Origin of the sequence: Brevibacterium permense (assembly GCF_025506275.1) — a bacterium.
GTDB lineage: Bacteria > Actinomycetota > Actinomycetes > Actinomycetales > Brevibacteriaceae > Brevibacterium > Brevibacterium permense_A.
Window position 1 is genome coordinate 13,909 of sequence record NZ_QYCP01000086.1, and the last position, 24,508, is coordinate 38,416.

Below are 24,508 nucleotides of genomic sequence, written 5' to 3' on the forward strand. Positions count from 1 at the left end.
CACACCATGGTACTCAGCGGTCCTCTACGGACAGTGACTCACTTCGCGGTGACGTCGACCTTCTCGATGACGACCGGCTCGACCGGCTTGTCCATCGCAGCGGTGCGCACACCCTCGATCTCGTCGACGACCCCCTGCGAGGCTTCGTCGGCAACCTCACCGAAGATAGTGTGCTTGCCATTGAGCCAAGGGGTCTCGGCGGTGGTGATGAAGAACTGCGAGCCGTTGGTGCCGCGTCCCATCTGCTTGCCGGCGTTGGCCATGGCCAGCAGGTACTTGCGGTCGAACTGCAGTTCGGGGTGGATCTCGTCATCGAAGGTGTAGCCGGGTCCGCCGGTGCCGGTGCCCAGCGGGCAGCCGCCCTGGATCATGAAGTTCGAGATGATGCGGTGGAAGCCGAGTCCGTCGAAGAACGGGCGCTTGGTCGGCTCGCCGGTCGAGGGATCGGTGAACTCACGCTCACCCTGGGCGAGTTCGACGAAGTTGGCCACGGTCTTCGGAGCATGATTGCCGAAGAGGTTGATGGTGATGTCACCGTGGTTGGTGTGCAGGACTGCGGTATGTGTCGAAGCTGTAGTCATGCCTTCATTCTTCCACGCCGAGGCGGCGAATGCAGTTTCGCACCAGGTCCATTGCCCAACCTGTCAGGCGATCCGCAGACAATTCGATGACGTCCGCTGTCCACAGGGTTGCCCCTAGGCCGTAGACTGGTCAATGATCACCTGACCACAGACATCTAAGGATTGGGAACTGTTTATGTCGAAGAAGCCCACTCGAGATCAGCTCACTTCGAAGCTCGATTCCGCGAAGCAGACGTCGCTCCGAGTCCTGGCAGATGCCAGCGAGAACGCAGCCCCTAAGCTGCGTGAGGCCGCAGACAAGGCTCGCCCCCAGGTCGAGGCTCTGGCCGGCAAGGCCGAAGAGTTCGCTGAGAAGGCGCGTCCGCAGGTCGAAGCTCTCGCCGACAAGGCCAATCATCGGGTCCACGACTGGGCCGACAAGCTCGAGTCCTACCGCCCCGAAGCCACCGAACGCGCCGGCAAGTTCGCATCGAACGCCGCGACTTCGCTGTCCGCTGCCGAGACCCCGAAGCTCATCGATGACCTGGCTGTCCGCCTCACCGGTGACAAGAAGGCCATGAAGAAGGCCCGCAAGGCTCTCGCCAACGCCGGCAAGCGCATCGAGAAGGACACCGCTCGCAAGTCCGGTGGCGGAAAGGCCGCACTTGTGTGGACCCTCGTCATCGGTTCGGCCGCCGGAATCGGCTACTACGTGTGGAAGAAGGCCCAGCCGGTCGAGGATCCCTGGTCGACCCCGCTGCCGAACAACCGTCCCGCCGATGCCCGTCCGGTCGGTTCCACCCCGGCTTCGCGCCAGGCCGCGGCCACCGAGGTCTCGCAGACCGCTGTGCCCTCGACCAAGGCTGAGGCCGCGGACGAGGTCCCCGCACCGAAGCCGGCCGTCAAGCCTGCCGAAGGCTCCGACGCCAAGCACTGAGTCACTGACGACTGATCAGTCACGCTGGTCAGTCACCAGGCGAATCCACGGATTCGCATCACCGTCGCCGAGGCGGCCCACCATTACGGTGGGCCGCCTCGGTGTTTCTGTGGGTGTTGCCTCCTTCTTGCTACCCGACGGCGGCCCAGCAACCTGGCGCGAGGTTGCTGGGCCGCCGTCGGGTAGCAAGAAGGGAGGGAGAGCCTATTCGGGGTCGAGGACCTCGCGCCCGCCTCGGGGGAAGCCTCCGGCACGGCGAGCGGCCACGAGACCGGTGATCGTGAACGCGAGGGTGGCGGCGAGGATGAGCAGCAGCGGTGCCGTCCACCCGCCAGTCGCGGTATTGAGCCAACCGGCGAACGGCGGGGCCAAGGTCGCTGCGAGGTACCCGCCGAACTGCACGCGCGCCGATGCTGACGCGGTCTGGGCGTCGCTGCCGGCGGTACGGGCGATGATCGAGAAGATCGCCGTGAACCCGCCGCCCTGGGCGATGCCGCCGGTGGTCGCCCACAGCCAGTACGCGCCGGGGGCCGCCAGCAGACCCACAGGCAGGGACAGCCAGAGCGCGGCGACGATCGCCACGGGCACCCACGGCTTCGCCTTCACAGCCAGCAGCGGCACTCCGAAGGCGCCGAGGATCGCCGCGATCTGGAACAGAGATGCCGTGCCTCCCGCGGCGGTCGGGGCGAGCCCGATCGTGTCGCCGAGGTAGCTCGGCAGCCAGGTCGTCGTCACGTAGTAGGCGGTCGACTGCCCGGAGAACGTGATGATGAGCAGCGCGATGATCACTCGGAAGGAGCCGGGAGCCTCGGCCCACGACTGCTTCGCGGCGGGGGCGGCCGCCTCGGCGAGTGAAGGGTCAGTCGAATCGACGGCCTCCGCGGCAGCTCGGGCGGCTTCCCCCTCGCGGCGCACGCGCACGCGGATGAGCACCATCCAGAAACCGAGCCCAGCGAGGGCGAGAACGCTCCATGCGGCCAGCGCCCAGCGCCAACCGAAGGCCGCGGCCAGCGGGCCGGTGCCGATGAGGGTGGCCATCGACCCGACGTTCATCATCGCCGAGTACAGGCCGGTGACCATTGACACCTGTTCCCACGGGACCTCGCGGCGGATGAGGACGGGCACGACTATATTGCCCAGGGTGATCGCGAGGCCGATGATTCCGGTGCCCACGAGCACGAGCCAGGACGGACCGACCGACCTCAGAACTGTGCCCAGCAGGACACCGGACAGACAGGCGAGAACCGTGGCTTCGGCCCCGAGGCGGGTGATGAACTTCCCCGCCAGCGGCGTGGCCAGGGCGAACAGCAGAACCGGCAGACCGGTGAGGAGACCGAGTCCGGCCGCGCTGAATCCCGTGCCCTCCTGGATGTCGGGCAGGATCGCCGTCGGCGCGATGATCGGGGTGCGCAGGTTGAGGGCGAGGATGACGATGCCCAGAACGATCCAGGGCAGCATCCTCTTCGCGGAGGGCCGGTGAGGCGAACTCACATCCGCTCGGGAACGCGGATGCCGAGCACACCGAGACCGGCCTGGAGGACCTCGAGCACGATCGCCGAGAGCCGCAGCCGGGAGTCGCGCAGCTCTTCGGTCTCGGCGATGAGCACCGGGCACTGCTCGTAGAACGAGGTGAATGCCTGGGCGAGATCGAACAGGTAGGTGCACAGGCGGTGGGGCGTCGACCCGGCGGCCACCTCGGTGACCACATCGGCGAAGCCGAGGATCGACAACGCGAGTTCACGTTCGGCAGCCTCACCGAGGCTGATCGCAGCATTCGCGACCTGGGAGGCATCGACGCCTTCTGCCTCGGCTTTGCGTCCGATCGAACGGATGCGGGCACCGGCGTACTGGAGGTACGGGGCGGTGTTGCCGATAGGGGCGAGCATCCGGTCGAGGTCGAAGGTGTACGAAGTGTCGTGAGCCACGGAGAGGTCGGCGTACTTGACCGCACCGATGCCGACGATGCGCGCGACCTCGTCGGCCTCCTCGGGGCCGAAGTCAACGCTCGACTCTGACAGGGTCGTCTTCGCCCGGGTCACGGCCTCTTCGAGGAGTTCGGCCAGGCGCAGCGGGGCACCGGAACGGGTGCGCAGGATCTTGCCGTCGGATCCGAGCACATTGCCGATCTTCACGTGTTCGGGGCTGAAGGTCTCCGGCAGCCAGCCGGCCGCGCGGGCGACGGTGAAGACCATCTCGAAGTGCATGGCCTGCGGGGTGCCGACGACGTAGAGCGCCCGGTTCACACCGAGGTTGATCGCCCGGTTGCGGACGGCCGCGAGGTCGGTCGTGGCGTAGCCGTACCCGCCGTCGGACTTGCGGATGATGAGCGGCAGGGGTTCGCCCTCACGGCCGGTGAAGCCTTCGGGGAACACGCACAGCGCTCCATCGGAGATCGTGGCCAGACCCTTCGCCTCGAGCTCGTCGCAGACCTCGGCGAGCATATCGTTGTAGGTGGACTCTCCGGCGAGGTCGGCGTCGGTGAGGGTGACGTCGAGGAGGGAGTAGATGCGGTTGAAGTACTCGCGGGAGTAGCCGACGAGCGTCGTCCACAGTCCCAGGGTCTCTTCGTCGCCGCCCTGGAGTTTGACGACGCGGGAACGGGAGCGGGTGGCGAAGGCTTCGTCGGAGTCGAACTTCGCCCGGGCCGCCTGGTAGAAGGCGTTCGGGTTCTCGGACACTTCGGAGGCCTCGTCGGAGTCGACTCCCACGTCGATGAGGTGCTCGATGAGCATGCCGAAGGGGGTGCCCCAGTCGCCGATGTGGTTCTGGCGGATGACCGTGTTGCCGAGGAATTCGTGGGTGCGGGCCAGGGCGTCGCCGACGACGGTGGTCCGCAGGTGCCCGACGTGCATCTCCTTGGCCACGTTCGGGGCCGAGTAGTCGATGGCGATCTTCTGTGGGGCCTCGTTTGCCGGTGCCGCTGCGGCATCCCCAGTTTCGAGGGTGGAGGCGAGGAAGTCGGGGGTGAAGGTGAGGTTGATGAACCCGGGTCCGGAGATCTCCGGGGTCTCGCACACGCCCTCGAGGTCGAGATTCTCGACGATCTGTGCGGCGATATCGCGCGGCTTCGACTTCAGCTCCTTGGCCAGCGGCAGGGCCACATTGGCCTGGAAGTCTGCGAACTGGCTGCTGCGGATGACGGGGTCACGTCCGGCGAAGTCCTCACCGAAAGCCTGGGAGAGGGCGGCGGAGAAACGGTCCGTGAGCACAGAAGTCAGAGATGGCATGTGCCCATTCTATTGCCGGGTGCAAGTTGCCTGGGCATCGGTTCCGGCCCGCGGTCGCCGCACAGTCGAGCTTGTAATGTGGGTCACGTGACTTATCTTCGCTATCCCCATATCCAGTCCGATCTCATCACCTTCACCGCCGACGACGATGTCTGGCTCGTTCCCTCCGCCGGCGGTCGCGCCTGGCGCCTGACCTCTGATCATGCGCCGGTCCGGTCACCGAGGATCTCCCCAGATGCAGCGCACGTCGCGTTCGTCTCCTTCCGCACCGGCCAGGCAGAGCTCATGGTCGCCGAGGTGGCCACCGGGTCCCTGCGTCGGCTGACCTGGTTGGGGTCGAGCGCGATGACGATGCTCGGGTGGGCCGATGCCGCCCGTGTCCTCGTCGGTGCGAATGCCGGGGAGTTCGAGGTCCGCAACCATGTTGTGAAGTCCGTGAGCCTCGACGGTGAGGTCGATCGGCTGTCGTTCGGTCGTGCCTCGGGTCTGGCCAGGCATCATTCGGGAGTGACAGCTCTGTCGACGCCGTTCTCCCGTCCGCCCGCGCACTGGAAGCGCTACCGGGGTGGGACTGCGCCGAGGCTGTGGCTCGATCGGGTCGGCAACGTGAACGCTGCCGGCATCGGAGATGGGTCCGGGGCCCGGTGGCAGCGGCTGCTGCGCGAGGACGGGGCCTCTCTGACCGATCCGCTGTGGGTCGGCGATTCGCTCGTGTTCACCTCGGACCGGGCAGCGACCTTCCCTCACCATGCCGATGAACAGGCGAATCTGTGGATCATCGACGGACTGGCCACCTCGGCGAGTTCGGGTGATGACTCGGTCGAACCACGGCAGCTCACGCACCAGGTCGAGGCCGAGGGCTATGTCCGTGACGCCACGACCGACGGCACCCGCATCGTCTGGCACTCCCGTGGGGCGATCAAGATCCTCGACAGCCTCGACGCCGAGGTCCGCACCCTCGCAGTGACACTGCCGGGCACCCAGGTGCAGCCGCTCAGCCTCGACCCGAAGACCGGGCTCAACCGCATCAGCCCCGACGCGGAAGGCAATGCCTCGGTGGTGGAATGGCGGGGCAAGACCTTCTGGCTCGCCCACCGCGAGGGCCCGGCCCGGGCGCTGTGCGCGGATTCGTCGATCCGCACCCGCGAACCCCTCGTCCTCGGGGACACCGGGTTTGCCGCGTACATCACGGATGTCGAAGGGGAGGACGCGATCGAGGTCGCGTCCGTGACCGGGGACAAGCCGCCTCGGCGAATCGGGGCCGGAGCCCTGGGACGGGTCCTGCATCTGCAGGCGGATCCGGCGGGGAAGATGCTCGCCACGATCTCCCACGACGGGTCGATACGGACCGTCGAGGTGGGCAACGGACGGACGCGGCTGGTCGGCCATTCGGGTCACGGCGAGGCGCGCGATCCGCGGTTCTCCCCCGATGGGAAGTACCTTGTGTGGTCACAGCCGACGCAGGGCGAGGAGCTGCTTGCGCAGCTGATGATCGCCGAGGTGAAGTCGGATCGCGAGGCCCGGCCGCTGACGACGGGCAAGTTCAACGACTTCTCACCGACGTTCACCCGGGATGGGAAGTTCGTCGCATTCCTCTCCGACCGCACCTTCGATCCCTCGTACAACCAGCATTCCTTCGACCTGTCATTCAACGGCGTCACTCGACCGTGGCTGCTGCCCTTAGCCTCCGACGAGCCCGCACCGTTCGGACCGAGTGCCGCCGGGTGGGCGATCGGCGAGGTCGCCGAGGATGCGAAGTCCGAGCGTGGCCGCGGGGACAAGCCGGCCGACACCGTCGAAGTCGAGCTCGAGGGAGCGGAGGAGCGCATCGTCCCGTTCCCCGTCGCCTCGGGGGTCTTCCGGGATCTCGAATCCGCCGAGGGCGGTCTCGTCTGGCTGCGCACCGGGGATGTCGAAGCCGGTGAGCTCGGCACCGGGCGGGCGGGAGACGCCGGTGACAAGCCCGCCGAGGTGATCCAGTTCTTCGATTTCGCGAAGCGGAAGGTCACCACCGTCGTCGACAAGGCGGATGAGTATGCGATCTCCGGGAACGGCAAGCTGCTCGTCGTGCGCAGCGACGATGCGATCAGTGTGGTCCCGGCGAACCGGAAGGTCGAGTCCGACGATGATGAGTTCGTCTCCGTTGACATCTCACGTCTGCGGTTCGAGCTCGACCGTCGGGCCGAATGGCTGCAGATGTTCGAGGAAAACTCGCGGATCATGCGCGACCACTACTGGCGCGAGGACATGAACGGGGTGGACTGGGAGTCGGTCACGCTGCGCTGGCGTGCCGTGGCCGCAAAGGCACTGACCCATGACGACCTCGTCGACGTGCTGTGGGAGACCGTGGGCGAGCTCAACACCTCGCATGCCTATGTCAGCCCGCCGACCGGTCTGGGAGATGCGTCGAAGAAGCTCGGCTTCCTCGGCGCGGATTTCGAACGCACAGCCGAGGGGTGGACAATCTCTCGCATCTTGCCTGGTGAGAGCAGTGAACCGGAGGCAAGGTCGCCGCTGCGCCAGGCCGGAGTCGGGGCGCAGCCCGGCGATGTCATCGTGGCTGTCAATGGTCAGCCCGTCGACGAGGCGGCCGGTCCCGCCGCTCATCTGCAGGGGGCCGCGGACACGATCGTCGAGCTCACTCTGCGCCGCGGTCGCAAGGACCGCACAGTCGCCGTGATTCCGCTGCCCACCGAGGAGAAGCTGCGCTACCAGGATTGGGTGCGCTCCCGCCGGGAGTATGTGGCCGAGAAGTCATCCGGCCGCATCGGCTATGTGCATGTCCCGGACATGACCTCCTACGGGTGGGCGCAGATGCACCGGGATCTGCGACAGGCCATGGCCTGCGAGGGCGTCATCGCCGATGTGCGGTTCAACCGAGGCGGGCACACGAGTGCTCTGGTGGCCGAACGCTTCGCCGACCAGGTGGTTGCCTGGGGTGCGGCTCGCAGCTATGACCAGATGGACCGGGACCCCGAAGATGCTCCGCGCGGGCCTGTGGTGTTCGTGGCCAATGAGTTCTCCGGCTCCGACGGCGACATCATCAACGCGCGCGTGCAGGCCAGGGGCATCGGCCCGGTGATCGGCGTGCGCACGTGGGGCGGAGTCGTCGGCATCGATGGTCGCTACGATCTCGTCGATGGCACCGGAGTGACGCAGCCGCGCTATGCCTTCTGGATCGACGGCAAGGGCTGGAGTGTGGAGAACTACGGCGTGGAGCCCGATATCGAGGTCGAGCACGATCCCGGTCAGCTCTTCGCCGCCGACGATCCGCAGCTCGACCGCGCCATCGCCGAGGTGTTCGCCGGGCTGGAGGCCCGTCCCGCCGCCCAGGCTCCGGAATTCCCGCCGCCGCGCGTGCAGCCGCTGAAGAAGGACGGAACCGGGGTCCCCGAAGCCCCCGCCGAAGACTGACCTCCCGCCCCGCCGAGTGGCCACGAGCGCACGCGAAGCGACGTGAGCGGCTGCTTCGGCCCGGCCACGTCGTGGGGAGCCATCGGGTTCTGATCCAGTCATCGAGTTTTATTCCGATGACTGGATCAGAACCCGATGACGAACAGAACGAAACTCAATGCGTGCCGGGCTCTACCGTTTGGTCGGGACCAGGGCCCACATGGCGAAGGCGAGCAGCACGAAGCCCGAGATGACGCCGCTGATGACCGGGATGAACGCCGGAGCCGCGGCGAAGAAGGCGATGAATCCGCCGATTCCGCAGAGGGTGACGACGGTGGCGAGCACGTGGAAGCGGTCGAGCCCGAACACGCGGCCGAGCGCGAAGAAATGAGTGCCGACGACCACGGCCACCCATGCCACTCCGAGCTCCGGATGGCCGAGGCTCGCCAGCAGTCGGGCTCCGGCGAACAGGAGGACCGCCTCGATGAGCACGATGATCCAGTAGGCGCGACCGAACGGCGGTTCCCGACGACCACGTGTCCCCGATTCGCCGAGGCGGCCGCCTCTACCACGGTTCCGCCGCAGTCCGCGAACCGCGAGGACCGCGATGCCGGCGAAGACGATGACGCCGACCGCGATGACAAGCGTGCGCCCGAGGGTCGAGAACTGTCCGGTGTTGATGATGAGAAACAGCAGCCCGAAGCCGGCGCCGATGAGCGCCCCGATCTCCGCACCGGCAGCTGTCTGCTTGCCCTTCGGTGACATCGAGCCGTTCGGCCCAGGTTCTACAGCGGTCATCATCGTCCGTTCGTCCGCTCTATCTGCCCCCGGAAGAGTACCGAGGGTCCGGCAAAGCCATTTTCCACCACGAGGTCTGCGACAACATCCCTTACAGCAGTCTTCCCAGCGAACTCACGTGTTTCCACCCGAGCAACGTGGAGAGTCCATCGAATACGCCGCTTCCACTCCCCGTTAATGAGTCATCGGGTTCTGTTCCAGTCATCGGGAGAAAACTCGATGACTGGAACAGAACCCGATGACGAAGTGGCCGAAACTCGATGACGGACACTGTCGAACTCCGCGCCCCGGCGGGGCAGAAGCCTGCACACCAGCGGCTCGTCGGTCATTCCGACAACCTCACCACGAGTGAAGGCGACCCGACCGTGAGTGAAGGCGGCCTCATCACAGGTGCAGGGGGACGCTCGATTCATCGGCGAGCGCGGATGTGGAACAGCAGGTCACCCGGGGTGGACGGTGCCGCGTGGACGTCTCCGCGCTGTTCGATGAACGGGTGGAGACCCCGGGGGCGGGGCGCGGTGAACATGCGGTCCCAGAGGTCGGCGCCGATGCCCGTGACACAGCTGAGGTCGGCTTCGCGGGAACGGAAGCCGACGGTTCGGGTCAACCCTGCAGTCTCGGACAGGAAGTCCTTGACTCTGCTCTCGAATCCGGGGCGGACCGTGAGGACGAGGAAGATCGCAGACGGCGACGGTGGGACCAGCACCCGTTGCGGACTCTTCCCATTGGGGACTGCCTGTTGCCAGACGGTCACTGGATCATCTCCTCCGCTCTCGAATCCGGAACGGTGCACCGAGGGACACCAAGGTGACCTACGTCTCGGAGTCTACGCCTCACCGGGCGCGAGTGGCCACGGTGTTCATACCGACAGCCGTCAAGTGCAGCTGTTGTCAGGAACAGCTGTCGACAAGAGCGGCAGAGGCAAGCGGGCACTGCCGCTGTCTTCGCGTCGTAGACTCGAAGGGAAGCGAGCGAAAGGAGCATCCGCCGATGTCCGAGAAGAAGAGCTCCGCCAAGAGCAGCACACACATGGTCCAGGTCCGCCGCATCTACGACGAAGCGCAGACGTCCGATGGGGCCCGGATCCTCGTCGACCGAGTCTGGCCGCGCGGGGTCAGCAAGGACAAGGCCGAACTCGACGACTGGGTCAAGGACGTCGCGCCCTCGACCGAACTGCGCAAATGGTATTCCCACGATCCGGAGAAGTTCGACGAGTTCGCCCGCCGCTTCCGCGAGGAACTGAAGAGCGATGAAGCCGAGCAGGCCCTCGATGAGCTGCGCGAGCTCGCGCAGAAGGGGACCTTGACCCTGCTCACCGCGGCCAAGCGCGATGACATCAGCCAGGCCACCGTGCTCGCCGAGATCCTCAATGACGGCAAGAAGACGAGTGGCAAAAGGTCCCGAAAGAACTCAACCGGGACCACCAAATCCGGAAGCAAGAAGTCGAGCTCCAAACAGGACAGCGAATGAGCGAGATCACCCCTGACGCCCGCGACTGGACCGATGTCCTCGCCGCGGGCTGCTCCGAATGCGGCTTCACCGGCACCGAGGACCCGACCGGCGTCCCGACCACCCTCACCGAGGCGGCCGCCACCTGGCAGACGGTTCTGACCAGGGATGACGCCACCGAACGGCGCAGTCCGGACCGGTGGTCGGACGTCGAATACGCCGCTCATATGCGCGACGTCCTCGACGAATTCCGCCGTCGCACCGAGCGCATGTTGGCCGAGACCGACCCGACCTTGGACAACTTCGACGGCGATGCGGTCGCCGTCGAATCCGACTATGCCCACGCCGATCCCGCCGAGGTGGCCCCCGCCCTTTGTGCGGCCGCGGAGTCCTACGCCGGCCTCCTGTCCCAGGTCAGCGGGGAGGAATGGGAGCGTCGGGGTTTCCGCTCCGACGGTCACGCCTTCACCGTCGCCTCGCTCACGCTCTACGGACTCCACGAAATCCGGCACCACCTCGGCGACGTCGGGGCCTGAAGGCACGACCGTCGAGACCGGCCAGGAGATACGACCGGCTCGACGAACGAGGCGGATCGACTCCCCCGTGAAATAATATTGGACACTGTTGTCCAAAATGCTTTAGTCTCGTCACATGGGCAGGAAGAAGAGCTTCGACGAGCAGTCCGTCATCGATGCCGCCATCGCCGTGTTCAGCGAGCATGGCTATGCGGGAACCGATGTCGGACTGGTCTGCGAACGCGCGAACATCGGCCGCTCGAGCTTCTACAACACCTTCGACAGCCTTGACGCCGTCTTCCTCCGCGCCCTGCGTGACTATACGGCCACAGGCATCCCGCTCAGGGAGGAACTCGAGCACAGCCTTGAACCCGCGCCCGTCCTGCTCATGCACCGCCTCGGCGGCGAGCTGAAGAAGCAGTGCGACGACGAGAACCGGACCGGGTGCCTGTCGGCGAACACAGCTGCCGAGCTCGGCCGCGAAGTCGATGCCGTGTGCTCGATCCTCGACGCCGACCGCGCCGCGTGGCTCGACACCTACTCAGGCATCATCGAGCGCGGTCAGACCGCGGGCCATATCCTCGCTGACCTCGACCCCCGAATCCATGCCCCACTCATCCACAGCGTGCTCGCCGGCCTGCGCATCGCCGCCCGCGTCATGACCACAGAGGACGTCCTCGCCCAGGCCCGAGCCTTCGTCGCAGGACTGTGCACTCCGGCAGGCAAGGCCACGCTCGAAACCGGAGGTGCTCCAGGCGCCTCGACGAAAGGCAGCCCCACCCCATGACCACTTCAACACCGCCTTCCCAGAGGCCTCGGGTCCCCGGTCAGGTCTATCTGTTGGCCGCCGTGATCTTCTGCCTCGGCACCAGCGAGTTCATGATCGCCGGAATCCTCGAGCCCTTGAGCGCTGACTTGAGCGTGACGATCCCGCAGGCGGGCCTGCTCATCACCGGTTTCGCCATCGGCATGATCGTCGGGGCACCGGCCATGACGCTGCTGACGCTGACCCTGCCCAGGCGGGCGACGATGATCGTCATGATCATCGGCTTCTCCGCCCTCCACATCCTTGCAGCGCTGTCACCGAGCTACGGAGTGCTCATGGTCTCACGGGTGCTGTCGGCCTTCGCCTGCGGAGGGTTCTGGGCCGTCGCCGCCGTCCACACCTCGGCCATCGCTCCCGCCGCCGTGCAGGGCCGCGCACTCGCCAGCCTCGTCGGCGGGCTCACCGTGGCCAACCTCGTCGGAGTGCCGATGGGAACATGGATCGGCACCCAGTTCGGGTGGCGATCGACCTTCTGGGCGGTCGCCCTCGTCACCGCCCTGGCCGCCGTTCTCATCGCCGTGACCACCCGGTCGAGCGCGAAGTCCGCCGACTCAGCGCAGTCCGCCGACTCAGATGAAGCAGAATCGCCTGCTCCCGCCGAGGAGGCCCCCAGCCTGCGTACGCTGCTGCGTGCCGAGATCGCCGCGTTCAAGGGACCCCGAATCTGGTTGGCCCTGGGCACGACGGCGCTGTTCCAGGCATCGGTGTTCGCGTCCTTCTCCTACTTCTCCCCGCTGCTCACTCAGGTGGCCGGCCTGCCCGCGGACCTCGTTCCCGCAGTCCTCGCGGCCTTCGGCGTCGGTGCCTTCATCGGTGTCGTCGTCGGCGGGCGCTTGGCCGACAGGAACATCTTCGGCAATATCGTCGGCAGCCTCGCGGCACTGGCGCTCAGTCTCGGCGCCCTGTGGCTGGTCGCGGACAATGCGATCCTTGCCGTCATCATGATCGTCCTCGTCGGCGCCAGCGGTTTCTCCATCGCCGGGGCGCTCAATGCCCGCGTCTTCCAGATCGCGACTCAGGCGCCGACCCTGGCCGCCAGTGTCAACACTTCGGCCTTCAATGTCGGCAATGCGGTGGGACCTGCCGTCGGCGCCTGGGTCATCGCCGCCGGGTTCGGCTTCACCTCCACGGTCATCGCCGCCATCGTCCTCGCGCTCGCTGCACTCGTCGTGGTGGCCGTGGCGATCCGCGTCGAACGGACGTGGGTACGGCGATCAGAGCCCATCCTCGCCGAGGCGGCCTGCTAGTCCCAACAGACCGTACAGTCCGGTCAGGGCTCAGCTCAGAGTCCCGGCCGGCTGCAGCCGTTCGCGCGCGTCCTTCCACGGCTTGACCCAGGTCATCTGTTCGGGAACCAGAGTCTCGCCGCAGGCACTGCACACCTCGCCCTGAGTCGTCTCCTGCCCGCAGGCTTCGTGGATGAGTCCCATATGGCCTCCGCCGGCAGGCAGTTCGGTGTGCTTCTCTGCCCACAGCGACAGCTGCTGCAGGATCGGCAGCAGATCGGCCGCGGCCTCGGTGGCCGCGTAGCCCTGCCGGATCCGGGCCCCATCGGCGTAGTCGACCTTTGTCAGCAGCCCGGCCTCGATCATCCCGGACAACCGCCGGCTGAGCACGGCCTCGGAGATTCCGAGATTCTCGCGCAGCTGATCGAAACGCCCCCGACCATGGAGGACGTCGCGGACGATGAGCAGCACCCACGGATCGCCGAGCACGTCGAGGGACCGTTTCACCGGGCAGAACTCCTGCGACCAATCCGAACGCAAAGCCATCTCGACTACCTTTCTTCGACGAAGTCTGCTTATACTTCCCCCAGTTTAACTTCTTTGAAGAAAGTCCGAGGGATCGATGTCGACCACTCCACCCGCGCAGCGGCGGCACCGCCGCATCCACCCCGCCTGGTGGGTCGCTGCCGTCGCCTTCATCGCCCTGCTCGCCGCCGCCGGATTCCGAGCTGCTCCCGGAGCACTCATGGTCCCGCTCCACGCGGACTTCGGGTGGTCGATGAGCAGCATGTCCCTGGCGGTGAGCGTGAATCTGCTGCTCTACGGACTCACGGCCCCCTTTGCCGCGGCACTCATGGATCGCTTCGGCATCCGCCAGGTCGTGGCCGCGGCTCTGGCTCTCGTCGCCCTCGGCGCCGGAGGCAGCGTGCTCATGACCGCGTCGTGGCAGCTGCTCATATTCTGGGGAGTGCTCATCGGTCTGGGCACTGGTTCGATGGCCCTCGTCTTCGCTGCCACCATTGCCGATCGCTGGTTCGTCGCCCGCCGCGGGCTGGTCATGGGCATCCTCACGGCCGGGTCGGCCACCGGTCAGCTGATCTTCCTGCCGCCGGTCGCGACGATCGCAGAGTCCACGGGGTGGAAGCCGGCATCCCTGCTCATCGGCATCGCGGCGATGGCCGCCGTGCCGCTGGTCTGGTTCATCCTCCGCGATCATCCCACCGACCTGGGCGTCCTGCCCTACGGTGCGGCTGATGCGAACACGGATCTCGCGACCGACCTCGACTTCGAGACAGGTCCTGACGGCGACACCCAACCCACGGCAGGGGCCGCCCCGACCACGCCCGTCGAACGCCGCGGCACCGGCGCCACCCGACGCGCCCTCGCAGGCCTCTTCTTCGCCGCCCGTCATCGCTCGTTCTGGGCTCTGGCCATCGCCTTCGCGATCTGCGGCGCGACGACGAACGGACTCATCGGCATCCACTTCATCCCCTCGGCCCACGACCACGGGATGCCCGCGTCGACGGCGGCCGGCCTGCTCGCGGTCGTCGGGATCTTCGACATCGTAGGCACCGTGTTCTCCGGTTGGCTGACCGACAAATTCGATCCCCGGATCCTCCTCGTTGCGTACTACACGTTCCGCGGGGTCGGCCTGCTGCTTCTGCCCTGGCTGCTCTCGGACACGGTCCACCCGAGCATGATCCTCTTCATCGTCGTCTACGGCCTCGACTGGGTCGCGACGGTCCCACCGACGGCCGCTCTGTGTCGGGAGATCTTCGGTGACAACGGCACCATCGTCTTCGGCTGGGTCTTCGCGGCCCATCAGATCGGGGCCGCCGCCGCTGCTTTCGCCGCCGGAGCCGTCCGTGACGCCTTCGGTGAGTACACCTACGCCTGGTGGGGCGGCGCGGCCATGTGCGTCATCGCCGCGGTCCTGTCGTTCGCGGTCAGACGCCGTCTGATCGATGATCGCAGGCAACCCGCCACCGCCGAGGCGGCCGCGTAGTCCCAGCTCAACCGAGGTTCAGCCCTGTTCCTCCGGTTCCCACAGCTCGATCCGATTCCCTTCGGGATCGGTGACCCAACCGAACCGGCCGATCCCCTCCATGTCCTCGGTCTCAGGAGCCACCTCGGCGCCGGCTTCGCTCAGCTGCGCGATCATCGCGTCGAGGTCGGATACACGGAAGTTCAGCATCGTCTGCTGCCGGTCCTGACCTTCCGGCCGCGTCCCGAAGTAGTCGGCGTCGGCTCCGAACATCGCCATCACGGTCGGTCCGGCCGGCTGCTGCCACAGCCCGTGATCACCGAAGTCGACGCCGAGGACGTCGCGGTACCAGGCAGTCATCGACTCGGGGTCGGCCGCCCGCAGGAAGTATCCGCCGATTCCATTCACTCTCTCCATGGATGAATGGTAGTCCCAGGGATGGACTCAAGTGTCGCGGAATGACGGGAGACTGTAGTTTGTTACAGGGCACAGATCGTCAACCCGTGAAAGGACGTTCCATGAGCAAGTTCGCTGTCACCAATGCCAACACCGGCGAAGTCGAGGAGGAGTTCGCCTCGGTTCCCAAAGAGGAGATCCCCGCCTACATCGATCGTGCCCACGAGGCACATCTGGCGTGGAAGGAGACGCCGCTGCATGAGCGCGCGGCGATCCTGCGCAAGTTCGCCGATCTCGTCGATGAGAATGCCGATGAGATGACCGACATCATCGGCCGTGAGATGGGCAAGATCAAGAAGCAGGGCCTCGGCGAGGTCGACAAGGTCGCCCGCACCGCCCGCTGGATGGCCGACAACGCCGCCACCCATCTGTCCACGACCCACCTGGCCGCCGCCGGTGCGGCCAGCAGCTATGTCGAGCACCAGCCGCTTGGCGTGCTGCTGGGCATCATGCCGTGGAACTTCCCGTACAACCAGATCGCCCGCTTCGTGCTGCCCAACCTCATGGTCGGCAATACGATCATCATGAAGCAGGCGTCGATCTGCCCGAAGTCCTCACAGTACTTCGAGGACCTCCTCACCGAGGCGGGTCTGCCGAAGGGCGTGTACCAGAACATCTACCTCGATTCCTCCCACGCCGAGGAGGTCCTCAAGGACTTCCGCGTCAAGGGCTTCTCACTCACCGGTTCCGAGGGTGCCGGTGCGTCGGTGGCCGCGATCGCCGCGAAGTACTACAAGCGCGCGGTCCTCGAGCTCGGCGGAAACGACCCTGCCGTCGTCCTCGACTCGAAGGACGTCGCCTCGGTGGCGCAGAAGCTCGTCGGGATTCGTCTGGCGAACGCCGGCCAGGTCTGCACCTCGCCGAAGCGCATGATCGTCGTCGATGAGCTCTACGACGAATTCGTCGCCGAGGCGGTCAAGGCCGCCGAAGCCATGAAGATCTCCGACTTCGACGACCCGGAGGTCGGCATGGGACCCGTGTCCTCCGAAGGTGCTCGCGACGAGATCATCGAGATGATCGAGAAGGCCGTGGCCGATGGTGCGACCCTGCACACCGGCGGTAAGAAGCTCGACCGCCCGGGCTGGTTCATGTCCCCGGCCGTGCTCACGGACATCGACCCGCACTCGGACCTCGGCTGCAATGAGCTCTTCGGCCCGGCCGTGATGATCTACCGTGCCAAGGACGAAGAGGATGCTCTGCGTCTGGCCAATGATTCCGAGTACGGCCTCATGTCTTCGGTGTGGACCGACGACCTGGAGAAGGGCCAGGAGTTCGGCAAGAAGATCAACGCCGGCATGACGCTGATCAACAGCCACATGGAGTCCGGACCGGAGTATCCCTTCGGCGGCATCAACCGCTCCGGCTACGGCCGCGAGAACGCTCAGTGGGCGTTCCAGGCGTTCACCAACGAACACCTCATCCGCGTCCACGCCTGATGAGTCGCACCTGGTCTCAGGTGGATCTGATCGGCTGAGTTCTGCGCCCTAGCGCAGGATCACCATCGCCGAGGCGCCCGAAAAGGCCCGATCGACAGCGAATTTCCGCTGTCGATCGGGCCTTTTCCTTTGGGTCAGCTCTGCCTCTGCGGTCAGAGTGAGTCAACTCGCAGCAAGCACCGAGGCCAGCGCGGATCTCGAGCGGGAATCGCAGTCGGTCTGAGGCTCTGTCTGCCTCAGCCGATGCCGGGTCCGACGCGGATCGCATCGGCGGCGTCGAGGGCGAGTTCGATGCTCTCGTCGCCGACGCGGACCGCGATCGCAGAGGCGGCCGAGCTGATCGATCTCACCTGCAGCTTCGTGCCGATGACGATTCCACGATCGGTGAGGTAACGCAGCAGTTCAGGCGAACGGTCGGAGACGCGCACGACCTCGACCTCGACGCCTGGGGTGGTCTCCTGCAGCCGCCGGCTCGGGAAATCGGCTGTGTGCCCGTCGGCATCGGGGATCGGATCTCCGTGCGGGTCACGCTGCGGGCTTCCCACCGCTGCGTTCATCCGTTCGAGCACGAGATCGGAGACGGCATGTTCGAGCCGATCCGCCTCATCATGGACCTGATCCCAGGTCAGGCCCAGAGCCTCGACGAGGTAGGACTCGACGATGCGGTGGCGTCTGACGATCTCGACGGCGATCTGCCGGCCCACATCGGTGAGCACGATCTGCCCGTAGGGTTCGTAGTCGATGTAACCGTCGCGAGCGAGCTTCTTGAGGTTCGCCGACACCGTCGAGGCGGTCACTCCCAGCTGTTCGGCCATCTCGGTGGTGGCGGGGCGACCGCCAGGCCATTCGTAGGCCTTCCAGATGAGGGTGACGTAGTCCTCGACCATGCGAGTGACAGCGGGGCGCGGCATGATCGTCATTCTACGCGCGAGTGCCGGCCGACTTCGGGTCGACGGACATTGCGACTGTCGATTCGTGCTCCGGATCGGTCGCCTCGGCGGGGTCTGCACCGTCTTCGCCGCGCTGCGGCCTGCGGAACGGGGCAGCGAGCGTGGGGAGGATGTCGCTGCGGTGGAGGATGAGGAAGACGATCGCGAGGATCGCCTGGATCGCGGAGAGGACATAGCGGCCGGACGTGTCCGTGACGAAGAACTGCAGCCCGAAGAGCGCGGCGAGTCCCAGCGCTGGTGCCCAGTGGAAGCGCAGGGCCAGGATGATCGCCACACCGAGGATGGTCTGCGTGGCCGTGAGCGTGAACTCCTCGATCTGCCGCCCGTCCAGGGGCAGCCCGAGACCGCCCCCACCGGCGAAGTGGGCAATCGGCAGGGAGCCGACGAGCAGGCTCCACTGGTTGACCTTCGAGGCGATGAGCGTGCCGATGGCGGCACCGCCCAAGCCGCGCAGGGCGAACATCGCGGCGATGATGAACTCGGGGGCCTCCGAGGCCAGCGGAGCCAGCCACTGGACGAGGAAGTAGCTGTCGATTCCGAACGCCGAGCCCGAGGCCACGAGCGCCTCCGCGAACGGTTCGGCCGACGTGAGGATGATCGCTGCCGATACGACGAACATCGTCACGACAGTGATCCGACGGGCTCTCTGCGGCATGGCGACGATGAGAGCCGCGGCGCCGACGAACTCCTCTTCGTCATCGCCGGTCGTCTGCCCGGCCCGCCACAGATAGGCGACGAAGATGAGCGCGAGGGCTGAGCCGAACCAGATGGGGATGCTTCCGAGCAGCGGAATGGCGAAGGCGATCACACCGAGGATGACGAGGAAGCCGATGTCCATCCGGCTGCCCGAGTCGATGCGCAGGGAATGCTGAATAGGGGACTTCGTCCGCTTGGCCATGCGTCGGGCGACGAGCAGGGCGATGATGACGACGAGCGGCCACCCGAATCCGAGCAGCAGTCGGTTCGATCCGGTCATATTCGCCGCCGCGAAGTGCAGGTAGTCCGGATCCGTTCCAGAGCGGAACGCGTAATAGAGGTCCACGGCGTACTCAGGAAGGACTGCGATGAGGGCGAGCAGGGCGATCGCGAGAGCGCCTGAGATGTCCTTCTGCGCCGCCTCGGCTGCCCAGGCCAGGAGGAAGGCGGCCGCGACGATGGCGGCGCCGAACGCGAGCAGCTCGAGAACCGGGGCGAGTTCGACACCGGTGACGCGAAGCACCACGGCGGGTGCGGCGATGACGAGGCAGATCGCGATGCGGCGAAGGATTGCGGTGGGCATGTCTCAAGACTTCCCGCCGCGAATCGGGTGTGTCTACGCACAACTGAGACTTAGACGTCTCCAACATTTGCGGAAGATGCCGGGATCGTCTAGTTTCCGCGGATCGCGCAGCCCGCTGAAACGGGTACGTGTGCCTCAGATCACCGGAGTTCGGAGAGCGCCGCGGCGAGGTATTCTGCAGACGGTCCTTGCCCGGCGTCGACGATGTCGGCGGGGGTTCCGGTCGCCACGACCCGGCCGCCGTCGTCACCGGCGCCGGGGCCGAGTTCGACGACGTGGTCGGCGACGGCCACGACGCGCATATCGAGTTCGACCATGATGACCGTGTTGCCGGCATCGACGAGGGTCTGCAGGTGTGCGACGAGCCGGTCGGTATCCGCGCAGTGCAGTCCGGAGGTGGGTTCATCGAGGACGTAGAGGGTGTCGCCGCGCTGGGAGCGCTGGAGCTCGCTGGCGAGTTTGACCCGCTGCGCCTCACCGCCGGAGAGTTCGGTGGCGGGTTGGCCGAGGAGCAGGTAGTCGAGGCCGACGTCGATGAGTGCGGTCAGGGAGCGCATGATGTCGAATTCGCCGGTGAAGAAGTTGTGGGCTTCCTCGACGCTCATTCCCAGGATCTCGGCGATATTGCGTCCGCGCCAGAGGATCTCCAGTGTGCTCGACTGGAAGCGGGTGCCGTGGCAGTCGGGGCACTCGGTGTAGACCGAGGGCAGGAACAGCAGCTCGACCATCACCGATCCCTCACCCTCACAGGTCGGGCACCGTCCACCGGCGACGTTGAAGGAGAAACGACCAGGCTTGTAACAGCGTTCCCGGGCCTCGGGGGTCTCGGCGAAGCGGCGACGCACATGGTCGAACAGGCCCGTATAGGTGGCGACGTTGGACCGGGGCGTGCGGCCGATGGGCCTCTGATCGATGCTCACCACCCGTCGGATCCCGGTGAGTTCCCCGGTGACGGTGCCCTCGAGCTCCTCGGGTTCGTCGGTGAGCAGGAGCTCGTCATCATCGGACGCGGGTTCATCAGCAGTCGTGGAGGTGCCCAGCTGGTCGCCGACGAGGGCCGGGAGTACCTGGCTGACGAGGCTGGACTTGCCCGATCCCGATACTCCGGTCACGGCGGTCAGTGAGCCCAGCGGCAGGTCGAGGGTGATGTCGTGGAGGTTGTTGCGGCGGATGTTCGTCAGTTTCATCCAGCCTCGTGGCTGCCGGGGTTCGTGGGGTTCGAGTCTGCGTCCGCCGAAGACATAGCCCCTGGTCACGGATTCGTCGATCTCGGCGAGTCCGGACGTAGGTCCGCTGTAGAGGACGTCTCCGCCGCGTTCGCCGGCGCCGGGCCCGATGTCGACGAGCCAGTCGGCATGCCGCATGATGTCCACGGAGTGTTCGACGACGAAGAGGCTGTTCCCGCGGTCCTTCAACCCGTCGAGGATGCCCAGCAGAGCATCGACGTCCTGCGGGTGGAGGCCGGCGGAGGGTTCGTCGAGCACATAGACGACGCCGAAGAGGTCCGAGGTCAGCTGGGTGGCCAATCGCAGCCGCTGCAGCTCACCTCCCGACAGCGTCGGTGTGGTCCGATCGAGCGAGAGGTACCCGAGACCGAGGTCGACGATCGGTCTGAGCCGATCGATGAGACCCTCGCCGAGGCGGACGAACGCGGCGAGCTTGTCCGCCGCCGGGTGATCGTCCGTCGCCATGCTCGCCTTCGCCGAGGCGGCCTCATCGCGGAGGACGGACATGAGTTCATGCAGCGGCAGCGCGGAGAATTCGGCGATGTCGAGACCGGCGATCGTCACCGACAGAGCCTCGGGTCTGAGTTTCTTTCCGTGGCATACGGGGCAGGGACAGGCACTGAGGAATTCGGCGACGCGCCGCTTCATCGCGGCACTCTTCGTGTTCGCGAACGTGTCGAGCACGTATTTCCGGGCTCCGACGAAGGTTCCCGAATAGGTCGGTTCGGCGCCTGCTGCGATCGCTTCGCGCGCCTCGTCCAGCGTCAGCCGGGAGTGGACGGGAAGGTGCGGAGTCTCTTCCGTGTAGAGGATCCAATCGCGGTGTTCGCGCGGCAGGTCCTGCCAGGGGACGTCGACGTCGTAGCCGAGGGCGACGAGCACATCGCGCAGTTGGTGGCCGTGCCAGGCCTTCGGCCAGGAGGCGATGGCGCGCTCCCGGATCGTCAGCGTCGGATCCGGGACCATCTTGTCCTCGGGCACCTCGTAGACGCGGCCGATTCCGTGGCATTCCGGGCAGGCCCCTTCGACGGTGTTCGTCGAGAAATCCTCGGCTAACAGCATCGACTGCCCCTCCGGGTACCGTCCCGCCCGTGAGTAGAGCATGCGCACGAGGCTGGACACCGTGGTGATGCTGCCGACGCTCGAGCGCGCGCTGCGCCCGCCGCGCTGCTGCTGCAGGGCGACGGCCGGTGGCATTCCGGTGAGCGAATCGACGTCAGGAACGCCTGCCTGGTCGATGAGCCTGCGGGCATACGGTGCCACGGATTCGAGGTAGCGGCGTTGGGACTCGGCAAAGAGGGTGCCGAAGGCCAGGGAAGATTTGCCCGATCCGGACACTCCGGTGAACACGACGAGCGCATCCCGGGGCACAGTGAGATCGACGTTGCGCAGGTTGTGTTCCCTGGCCCCGCGGACCCGCACGTCCGGCTGGATCTCGGTCGAGGATGTCGGATCCGAGGGCACAGAGGAGGTCATGAGGTCACCGTACCAAGGTCGGGACCTCCGATCACCGAGGTAGCCGACGACAGAACCCCTCGTTCCGGGAAATTCGGAACGAGGGGTTCGACGTGCCTCAGCCGGCCGCTGTCAAGGGTCGACCATCATTCGGCGGGGCTGGCCGTCATTCGGCGGGGCTGGCCTCGGTCGGTTCGACCACCTCGGCGGGGTGGTCGTCCTGGTCCTCGGGCTTGCGGATGAAGAACGCAAGGACGATCGGGACGATCGCGATGACCGTCGCCAACAGGAACGCGGCGTGACCGCCGGGGGCACCCGCCTCGGGGACGGACTTGCCCTCCGCCTGACCCGAGTGCAGGGCCGCGGAGTAGATCGAGATGAGCAGCGCGGTGCCTGCTGCTCCCGCGACCTGCTGCAGGGTGTTGAGCGCCGCCGAACCATGGGAGTACAGGTGGCGCTCCAGCGATCCCAGCGAGGCGGAGAACAGCGGAGTGAACGATGCGGCCAGGCCCAATGACATGACGATCTGGACGATGATGAGCAGCCAGATCGGCGTTCCCACGCCGGCCGTCGAATACGCGAACATCGAGCACGCGATCATGATCGTGCCGGGCACGAGGAGCGTCTTCGGTCCGCGGGCGTCGTAGATCCGACCCATCACCGGACCGAGCAGACCCATGATCACCGAACCGGGCAGAAGTACGAGACCGGACTGGGTGGCACCGAGTCCGACGACGCTCTGCAGGTACAGCGGCAGCAGGGAGAATGTGCCGAACATGGAGAGGGCCACGACGGCCATGATGATGACAGAGAAGACGTAGTTCCGCGAATTGAACACACGCAGGTCGAGCAGGGCGCGATCGCCCTTCTGCAGGACGAGCTGACGCCACACGAAGAGCGCGAGGAAGACGACTCCGCCGCCGATCGTCGCCCAGGCCAGGGTGCTCGTCGATCCGCCGCCTGCCTCACCGCCGTGGCCTCCGCCGAACTGGCTGAGGCCATAGACGATGCCGCCGAAGGCGAAGACGGACAGGACGATGGAGATGACATCGATCGGGGCGTGCGTCGACTCGCCGAGGTTGGTCATCCATTTCGCACCGAGACCGAGAGCGATGAGCGCGATGGGCAGGATGATGCCGAAGAGCCAGCGCCAGCCCAGCGAATCGAGGACGATACCTGACATCGTCGGTCCGATAGCCGGGGCCAACGAGATGACGAGTCCGACTCGACCCATCATCCGGCCGCGCGAATGTGCCGGGACTACATTCATCATGGTGGTCATCAGCAGGGGCATCATGATGCCGGTGCCTGCGGCTTGGACGATACGTCCGATGAGGAGCAGGATGAATCCCTGCGAGACGAGGCAGATGAGTGTGCCCGCAGAGAACAGGACCATCGCGGCCAGGAAGATCTGGCGGGTGGTGAAACGCTGCAGGAGGAAACCGGTCGTCGGAATGACGACGGCCATGGTGAGCATGAAAGCGCTGGTCAGCCACTGGCCGAGCTCCGGCGGGATGCCGAGGGCCTTATTGAGCTCGGGGATGGCGATGGCCATCGTCGTCTCATTGAGAATGGCCACGAAGGCGGCCACCAGCAGCAGCCAGATGACCTTCATACCGGCGGGGTCGATGGTGTCGTGGTGCTGTGTCTGCGCGTGTGCGGGTGAGCTGTCGCTGGACAAAACGGTGCTCCGTTCGGATGTGTCTGTGGGGCCCGGGGTGTGGGCGGAGGTCGCACGCAGATGCCGAATCGACGCGCAGACGAAAGTGTCAACAGCATCTCAGACTAACGTATTCCCGTTTGCCGCCGACAGTGGGGAGAACCCGAAACTGCGGCGATCTTCGTCACTGCTCGCCCGATCGCCTCAACAGGTATCGTACCGGTACCCTGGAACGCTGGCTGCGACGAGATCGCGGTCGCGCAGGATCATCAGCGGTGGGCGATCGGGGACGGTACAGGCGTCCGCGAAGTCCAGCCCCGCCTCGGCGAGGGTGTCGGGATATTCGATGGCGAGGACACGATCGCCGTAGACGGAGGTGAACCGGTCGCATTCGTCGTAGACGGCGCATTCCTCGGTCACGGCGAAGTCGAAGCCGAGCTGAGAATGAGCGGTTTCGGCGAGTTCGGCCGCGTTCTTCTGCGCGATCGACAGGCCCTTGGCGTGGGCGCGGTCGACGTACGCGGCCGCGAGTTCCAGGGCACCGCTTCGGTCGATGTCGGGGAATCGGTCGGCCGTGTCGAGATTGTCGATCTCCACAGCGTCGAATCCGGACTCGGCGCAGCCGTCGATGACGGGGCCGATGATGTCGAGGATCCGGGATCGTCGGTCTGCGGTCGAGGGATCGAGGATGTGTTCGTCGGGCCAATCGGGGTCGACAACCGGGTTACCGGCTGCATCGTGGAGCAGCAGGTCAGCGTGGTCGCGCCAGTCCGCAGCCTCGCCGGGTTGGGTCTGGAAGCCGTTGACGTTGCAGACGGAGTAGGCCCCGTTCAGCGGTGCGGCTCCGGCATCTCGGACGACGATATCGATGCGGCCCTGCGGATCCGGCAGAGAGTCATAGGTTCCGCCGAGCTGGTAGTCGAAGGTTCCTGAAGTCGGCAGCGACGGTGGCTCTGATGACCGTATCGACGGCGACGAAGCGTTCACTGAGCAGCCGCCCATTGCCACGGCGATGCCGAGAACAGCCGCAGCCGCCATCCACCGCGGTGGGATCGGGCTCAGCGGAGGTCTCATGGACACACTGTAGACGGAGGCGGATCGTCTCCAGACAAGTCAGTACCAGTCACACAG

Annotated in this window: 20 protein-coding genes; 8 read left to right on the forward strand and 12 right to left on the reverse strand. The window is 66.1% G+C overall.

Translation table 11 applies throughout. From position 1 onward, the window contains the following. Nucleotides 1-38 precede the first annotated feature (38 nt). Nucleotides 39-581 carry a peptidylprolyl isomerase gene (locus D3I60_RS08990; protein WP_262775791.1) on the reverse strand — a complete coding sequence of 181 codons (543 nt, stop codon included), beginning with the start codon at nt 579-581 and terminating at the stop codon, nt 39-41. A gap of 175 nt (nt 582-756) precedes the next feature. On the opposite strand from D3I60_RS08990, the gene D3I60_RS08995 reads away from it, so the two are divergent. After that, nucleotides 757-1,497 (forward strand): hypothetical protein, encoded by a 741-nt coding sequence (locus D3I60_RS08995; protein ID WP_262775792.1) that lies wholly within the window; start codon nt 757-759, stop codon nt 1,495-1,497. A 204-nt stretch (nt 1,498-1,701) separates the two neighbouring features. Here the strand turns inward: D3I60_RS08995 and D3I60_RS09000 are convergent, their stop codons facing one another. Together D3I60_RS09000 and argS are read right to left on the reverse strand one after the other, a co-directional pair. Further along, on the reverse strand, nt 1,702-2,988 hold the full coding sequence (locus D3I60_RS09000; RefSeq protein ID WP_346659559.1) for an MFS transporter: 1,287 nt from the start codon (nt 2,986-2,988) through the stop codon (nt 1,702-1,704). Then, nucleotides 2,985-4,724 carry an arginine--tRNA ligase gene (argS, locus tag D3I60_RS09005; RefSeq protein ID WP_262775793.1) on the reverse strand — a complete coding sequence of 580 codons (1,740 nt, stop codon included), beginning with the start codon at nt 4,722-4,724 and terminating at the stop codon, nt 2,985-2,987. Before argS ends, D3I60_RS09000 begins: the two co-directional genes overlap by 4 nt. 87 nt (nt 4,725-4,811) lie before the next feature. On the opposite strand from argS, the gene D3I60_RS09010 reads away from it, so the two are divergent. Further along, a complete protein-coding gene (locus tag D3I60_RS09010; RefSeq protein WP_262775794.1) occupies nt 4,812-8,138 on the forward strand; it encodes a S41 family peptidase in 3,327 nt (1,108 codons plus the stop codon). A gap of 171 nt (nt 8,139-8,309) precedes the next feature. Here the strand turns inward: D3I60_RS09010 and D3I60_RS09015 are convergent, their stop codons facing one another. Together D3I60_RS09015 and D3I60_RS09020 are read right to left on the reverse strand one after the other, a co-directional pair. Then, nucleotides 8,310-8,915, reverse strand: a complete 606-nt coding sequence (locus tag D3I60_RS09015; protein WP_262775795.1) for a hypothetical protein — start codon at nt 8,913-8,915, stop codon at nt 8,310-8,312. 409 nt (nt 8,916-9,324) lie between these two features. After that, a complete protein-coding gene (locus D3I60_RS09020) occupies nt 9,325-9,669 on the reverse strand; it encodes a Dyp-type peroxidase (RefSeq protein ID WP_262775796.1) in 345 nt (114 codons plus the stop codon). Nucleotides 9,670-9,905: 236 nt separating this feature from the next. Here D3I60_RS09020 and D3I60_RS09025 point away from each other — a divergent pair, with 236 nt between their 5' ends. From D3I60_RS09025 to D3I60_RS09040, 4 genes are all read left to right on the forward strand, one after another. After that, nucleotides 9,906-10,385: a DUF488 domain-containing protein gene (locus tag D3I60_RS09025; protein WP_346659560.1), complete on the forward strand. Its 480-nt coding sequence runs from the start codon at nt 9,906-9,908 to the stop codon at nt 10,383-10,385. After that, nucleotides 10,382-10,900, forward strand: a complete 519-nt coding sequence (locus D3I60_RS09030) for a DinB family protein (RefSeq protein WP_262775797.1) — start codon at nt 10,382-10,384, stop codon at nt 10,898-10,900. The genes D3I60_RS09025 and D3I60_RS09030 overlap by 4 nt, the downstream gene beginning before the upstream one ends. Nucleotides 10,901-11,015: 115 nt before the next feature. After that, the gene (locus D3I60_RS09035) at nt 11,016-11,666 is read left to right on the forward strand and encodes a TetR/AcrR family transcriptional regulator (RefSeq protein ID WP_262775798.1); all 651 of its coding nucleotides are present in this window, start codon (nt 11,016-11,018) and stop codon (nt 11,664-11,666) included. Beyond that, on the forward strand, nt 11,663-12,952 hold the full coding sequence (locus D3I60_RS09040; protein ID WP_262775799.1) for an MFS transporter: 1,290 nt from the start codon (nt 11,663-11,665) through the stop codon (nt 12,950-12,952). Before D3I60_RS09035 ends, D3I60_RS09040 begins: the two co-directional genes overlap by 4 nt. Nucleotides 12,953-12,982: 30 nt before the next feature. Here D3I60_RS09040 and D3I60_RS09045 read toward each other — a convergent pair whose 3' ends face one another. After that, a complete protein-coding gene (locus tag D3I60_RS09045; RefSeq protein WP_139909554.1) occupies nt 12,983-13,477 on the reverse strand; it encodes a winged helix-turn-helix transcriptional regulator in 495 nt (164 codons plus the stop codon). A 76-nt stretch (nt 13,478-13,553) separates the two neighbouring features. Between D3I60_RS09045 and D3I60_RS09050 the strand changes: the two genes are divergently transcribed. Beyond that, nucleotides 13,554-14,936 carry an MFS transporter gene (locus D3I60_RS09050; RefSeq protein ID WP_262775800.1) on the forward strand — a complete coding sequence of 461 codons (1,383 nt, stop codon included), beginning with the start codon at nt 13,554-13,556 and terminating at the stop codon, nt 14,934-14,936. Nucleotides 14,937-14,954: 18 nt separating this feature from the next. Here D3I60_RS09050 and D3I60_RS09055 read toward each other — a convergent pair whose 3' ends face one another. Continuing rightward, the gene (locus D3I60_RS09055; RefSeq protein WP_262775801.1) at nt 14,955-15,332 is read right to left on the reverse strand and encodes a VOC family protein; all 378 of its coding nucleotides are present in this window, start codon (nt 15,330-15,332) and stop codon (nt 14,955-14,957) included. A gap of 101 nt (nt 15,333-15,433) precedes the next feature. Here D3I60_RS09055 and D3I60_RS09060 point away from each other — a divergent pair, with 101 nt between their 5' ends. Continuing rightward, complete coding sequence (locus D3I60_RS09060; protein WP_262775803.1) at nt 15,434-16,807, forward strand: aldehyde dehydrogenase family protein; 1,374 nt, start codon at nt 15,434-15,436, stop codon at nt 16,805-16,807. Nucleotides 16,808-17,043: 236 nt separating this feature from the next. Here the strand turns inward: D3I60_RS09060 and D3I60_RS09065 are convergent, their stop codons facing one another. From D3I60_RS09065 to D3I60_RS09085, 5 genes are all read right to left on the reverse strand, one after another. Then, nucleotides 17,044-17,718 carry a metal-dependent transcriptional regulator gene (locus D3I60_RS09065; RefSeq protein WP_262775805.1) on the reverse strand — a complete coding sequence of 225 codons (675 nt, stop codon included), beginning with the start codon at nt 17,716-17,718 and terminating at the stop codon, nt 17,044-17,046. A 10-nt stretch (nt 17,719-17,728) separates the two neighbouring features. After that, on the reverse strand, nt 17,729-19,036 hold the full coding sequence (locus D3I60_RS09070) for a sodium:proton exchanger (protein ID WP_262775806.1): 1,308 nt from the start codon (nt 19,034-19,036) through the stop codon (nt 17,729-17,731). Nucleotides 19,037-19,176: 140 nt separating this feature from the next. Beyond that, complete coding sequence (locus D3I60_RS09075; RefSeq protein ID WP_262775808.1) at nt 19,177-21,738, reverse strand: excinuclease ABC subunit UvrA; 2,562 nt, start codon at nt 21,736-21,738, stop codon at nt 19,177-19,179. 145 nt (nt 21,739-21,883) lie between these two features. Beyond that, on the reverse strand, nt 21,884-23,332 hold the full coding sequence (locus tag D3I60_RS09080; protein ID WP_262775908.1) for an MDR family MFS transporter: 1,449 nt from the start codon (nt 23,330-23,332) through the stop codon (nt 21,884-21,886). 249 nt (nt 23,333-23,581) lie between these two features. Continuing rightward, the gene (locus D3I60_RS09085; RefSeq protein WP_262775809.1) at nt 23,582-24,451 is read right to left on the reverse strand and encodes an endo alpha-1,4 polygalactosaminidase; all 870 of its coding nucleotides are present in this window, start codon (nt 24,449-24,451) and stop codon (nt 23,582-23,584) included. Nucleotides 24,452-24,508: the final 57 nt, after the last annotated feature.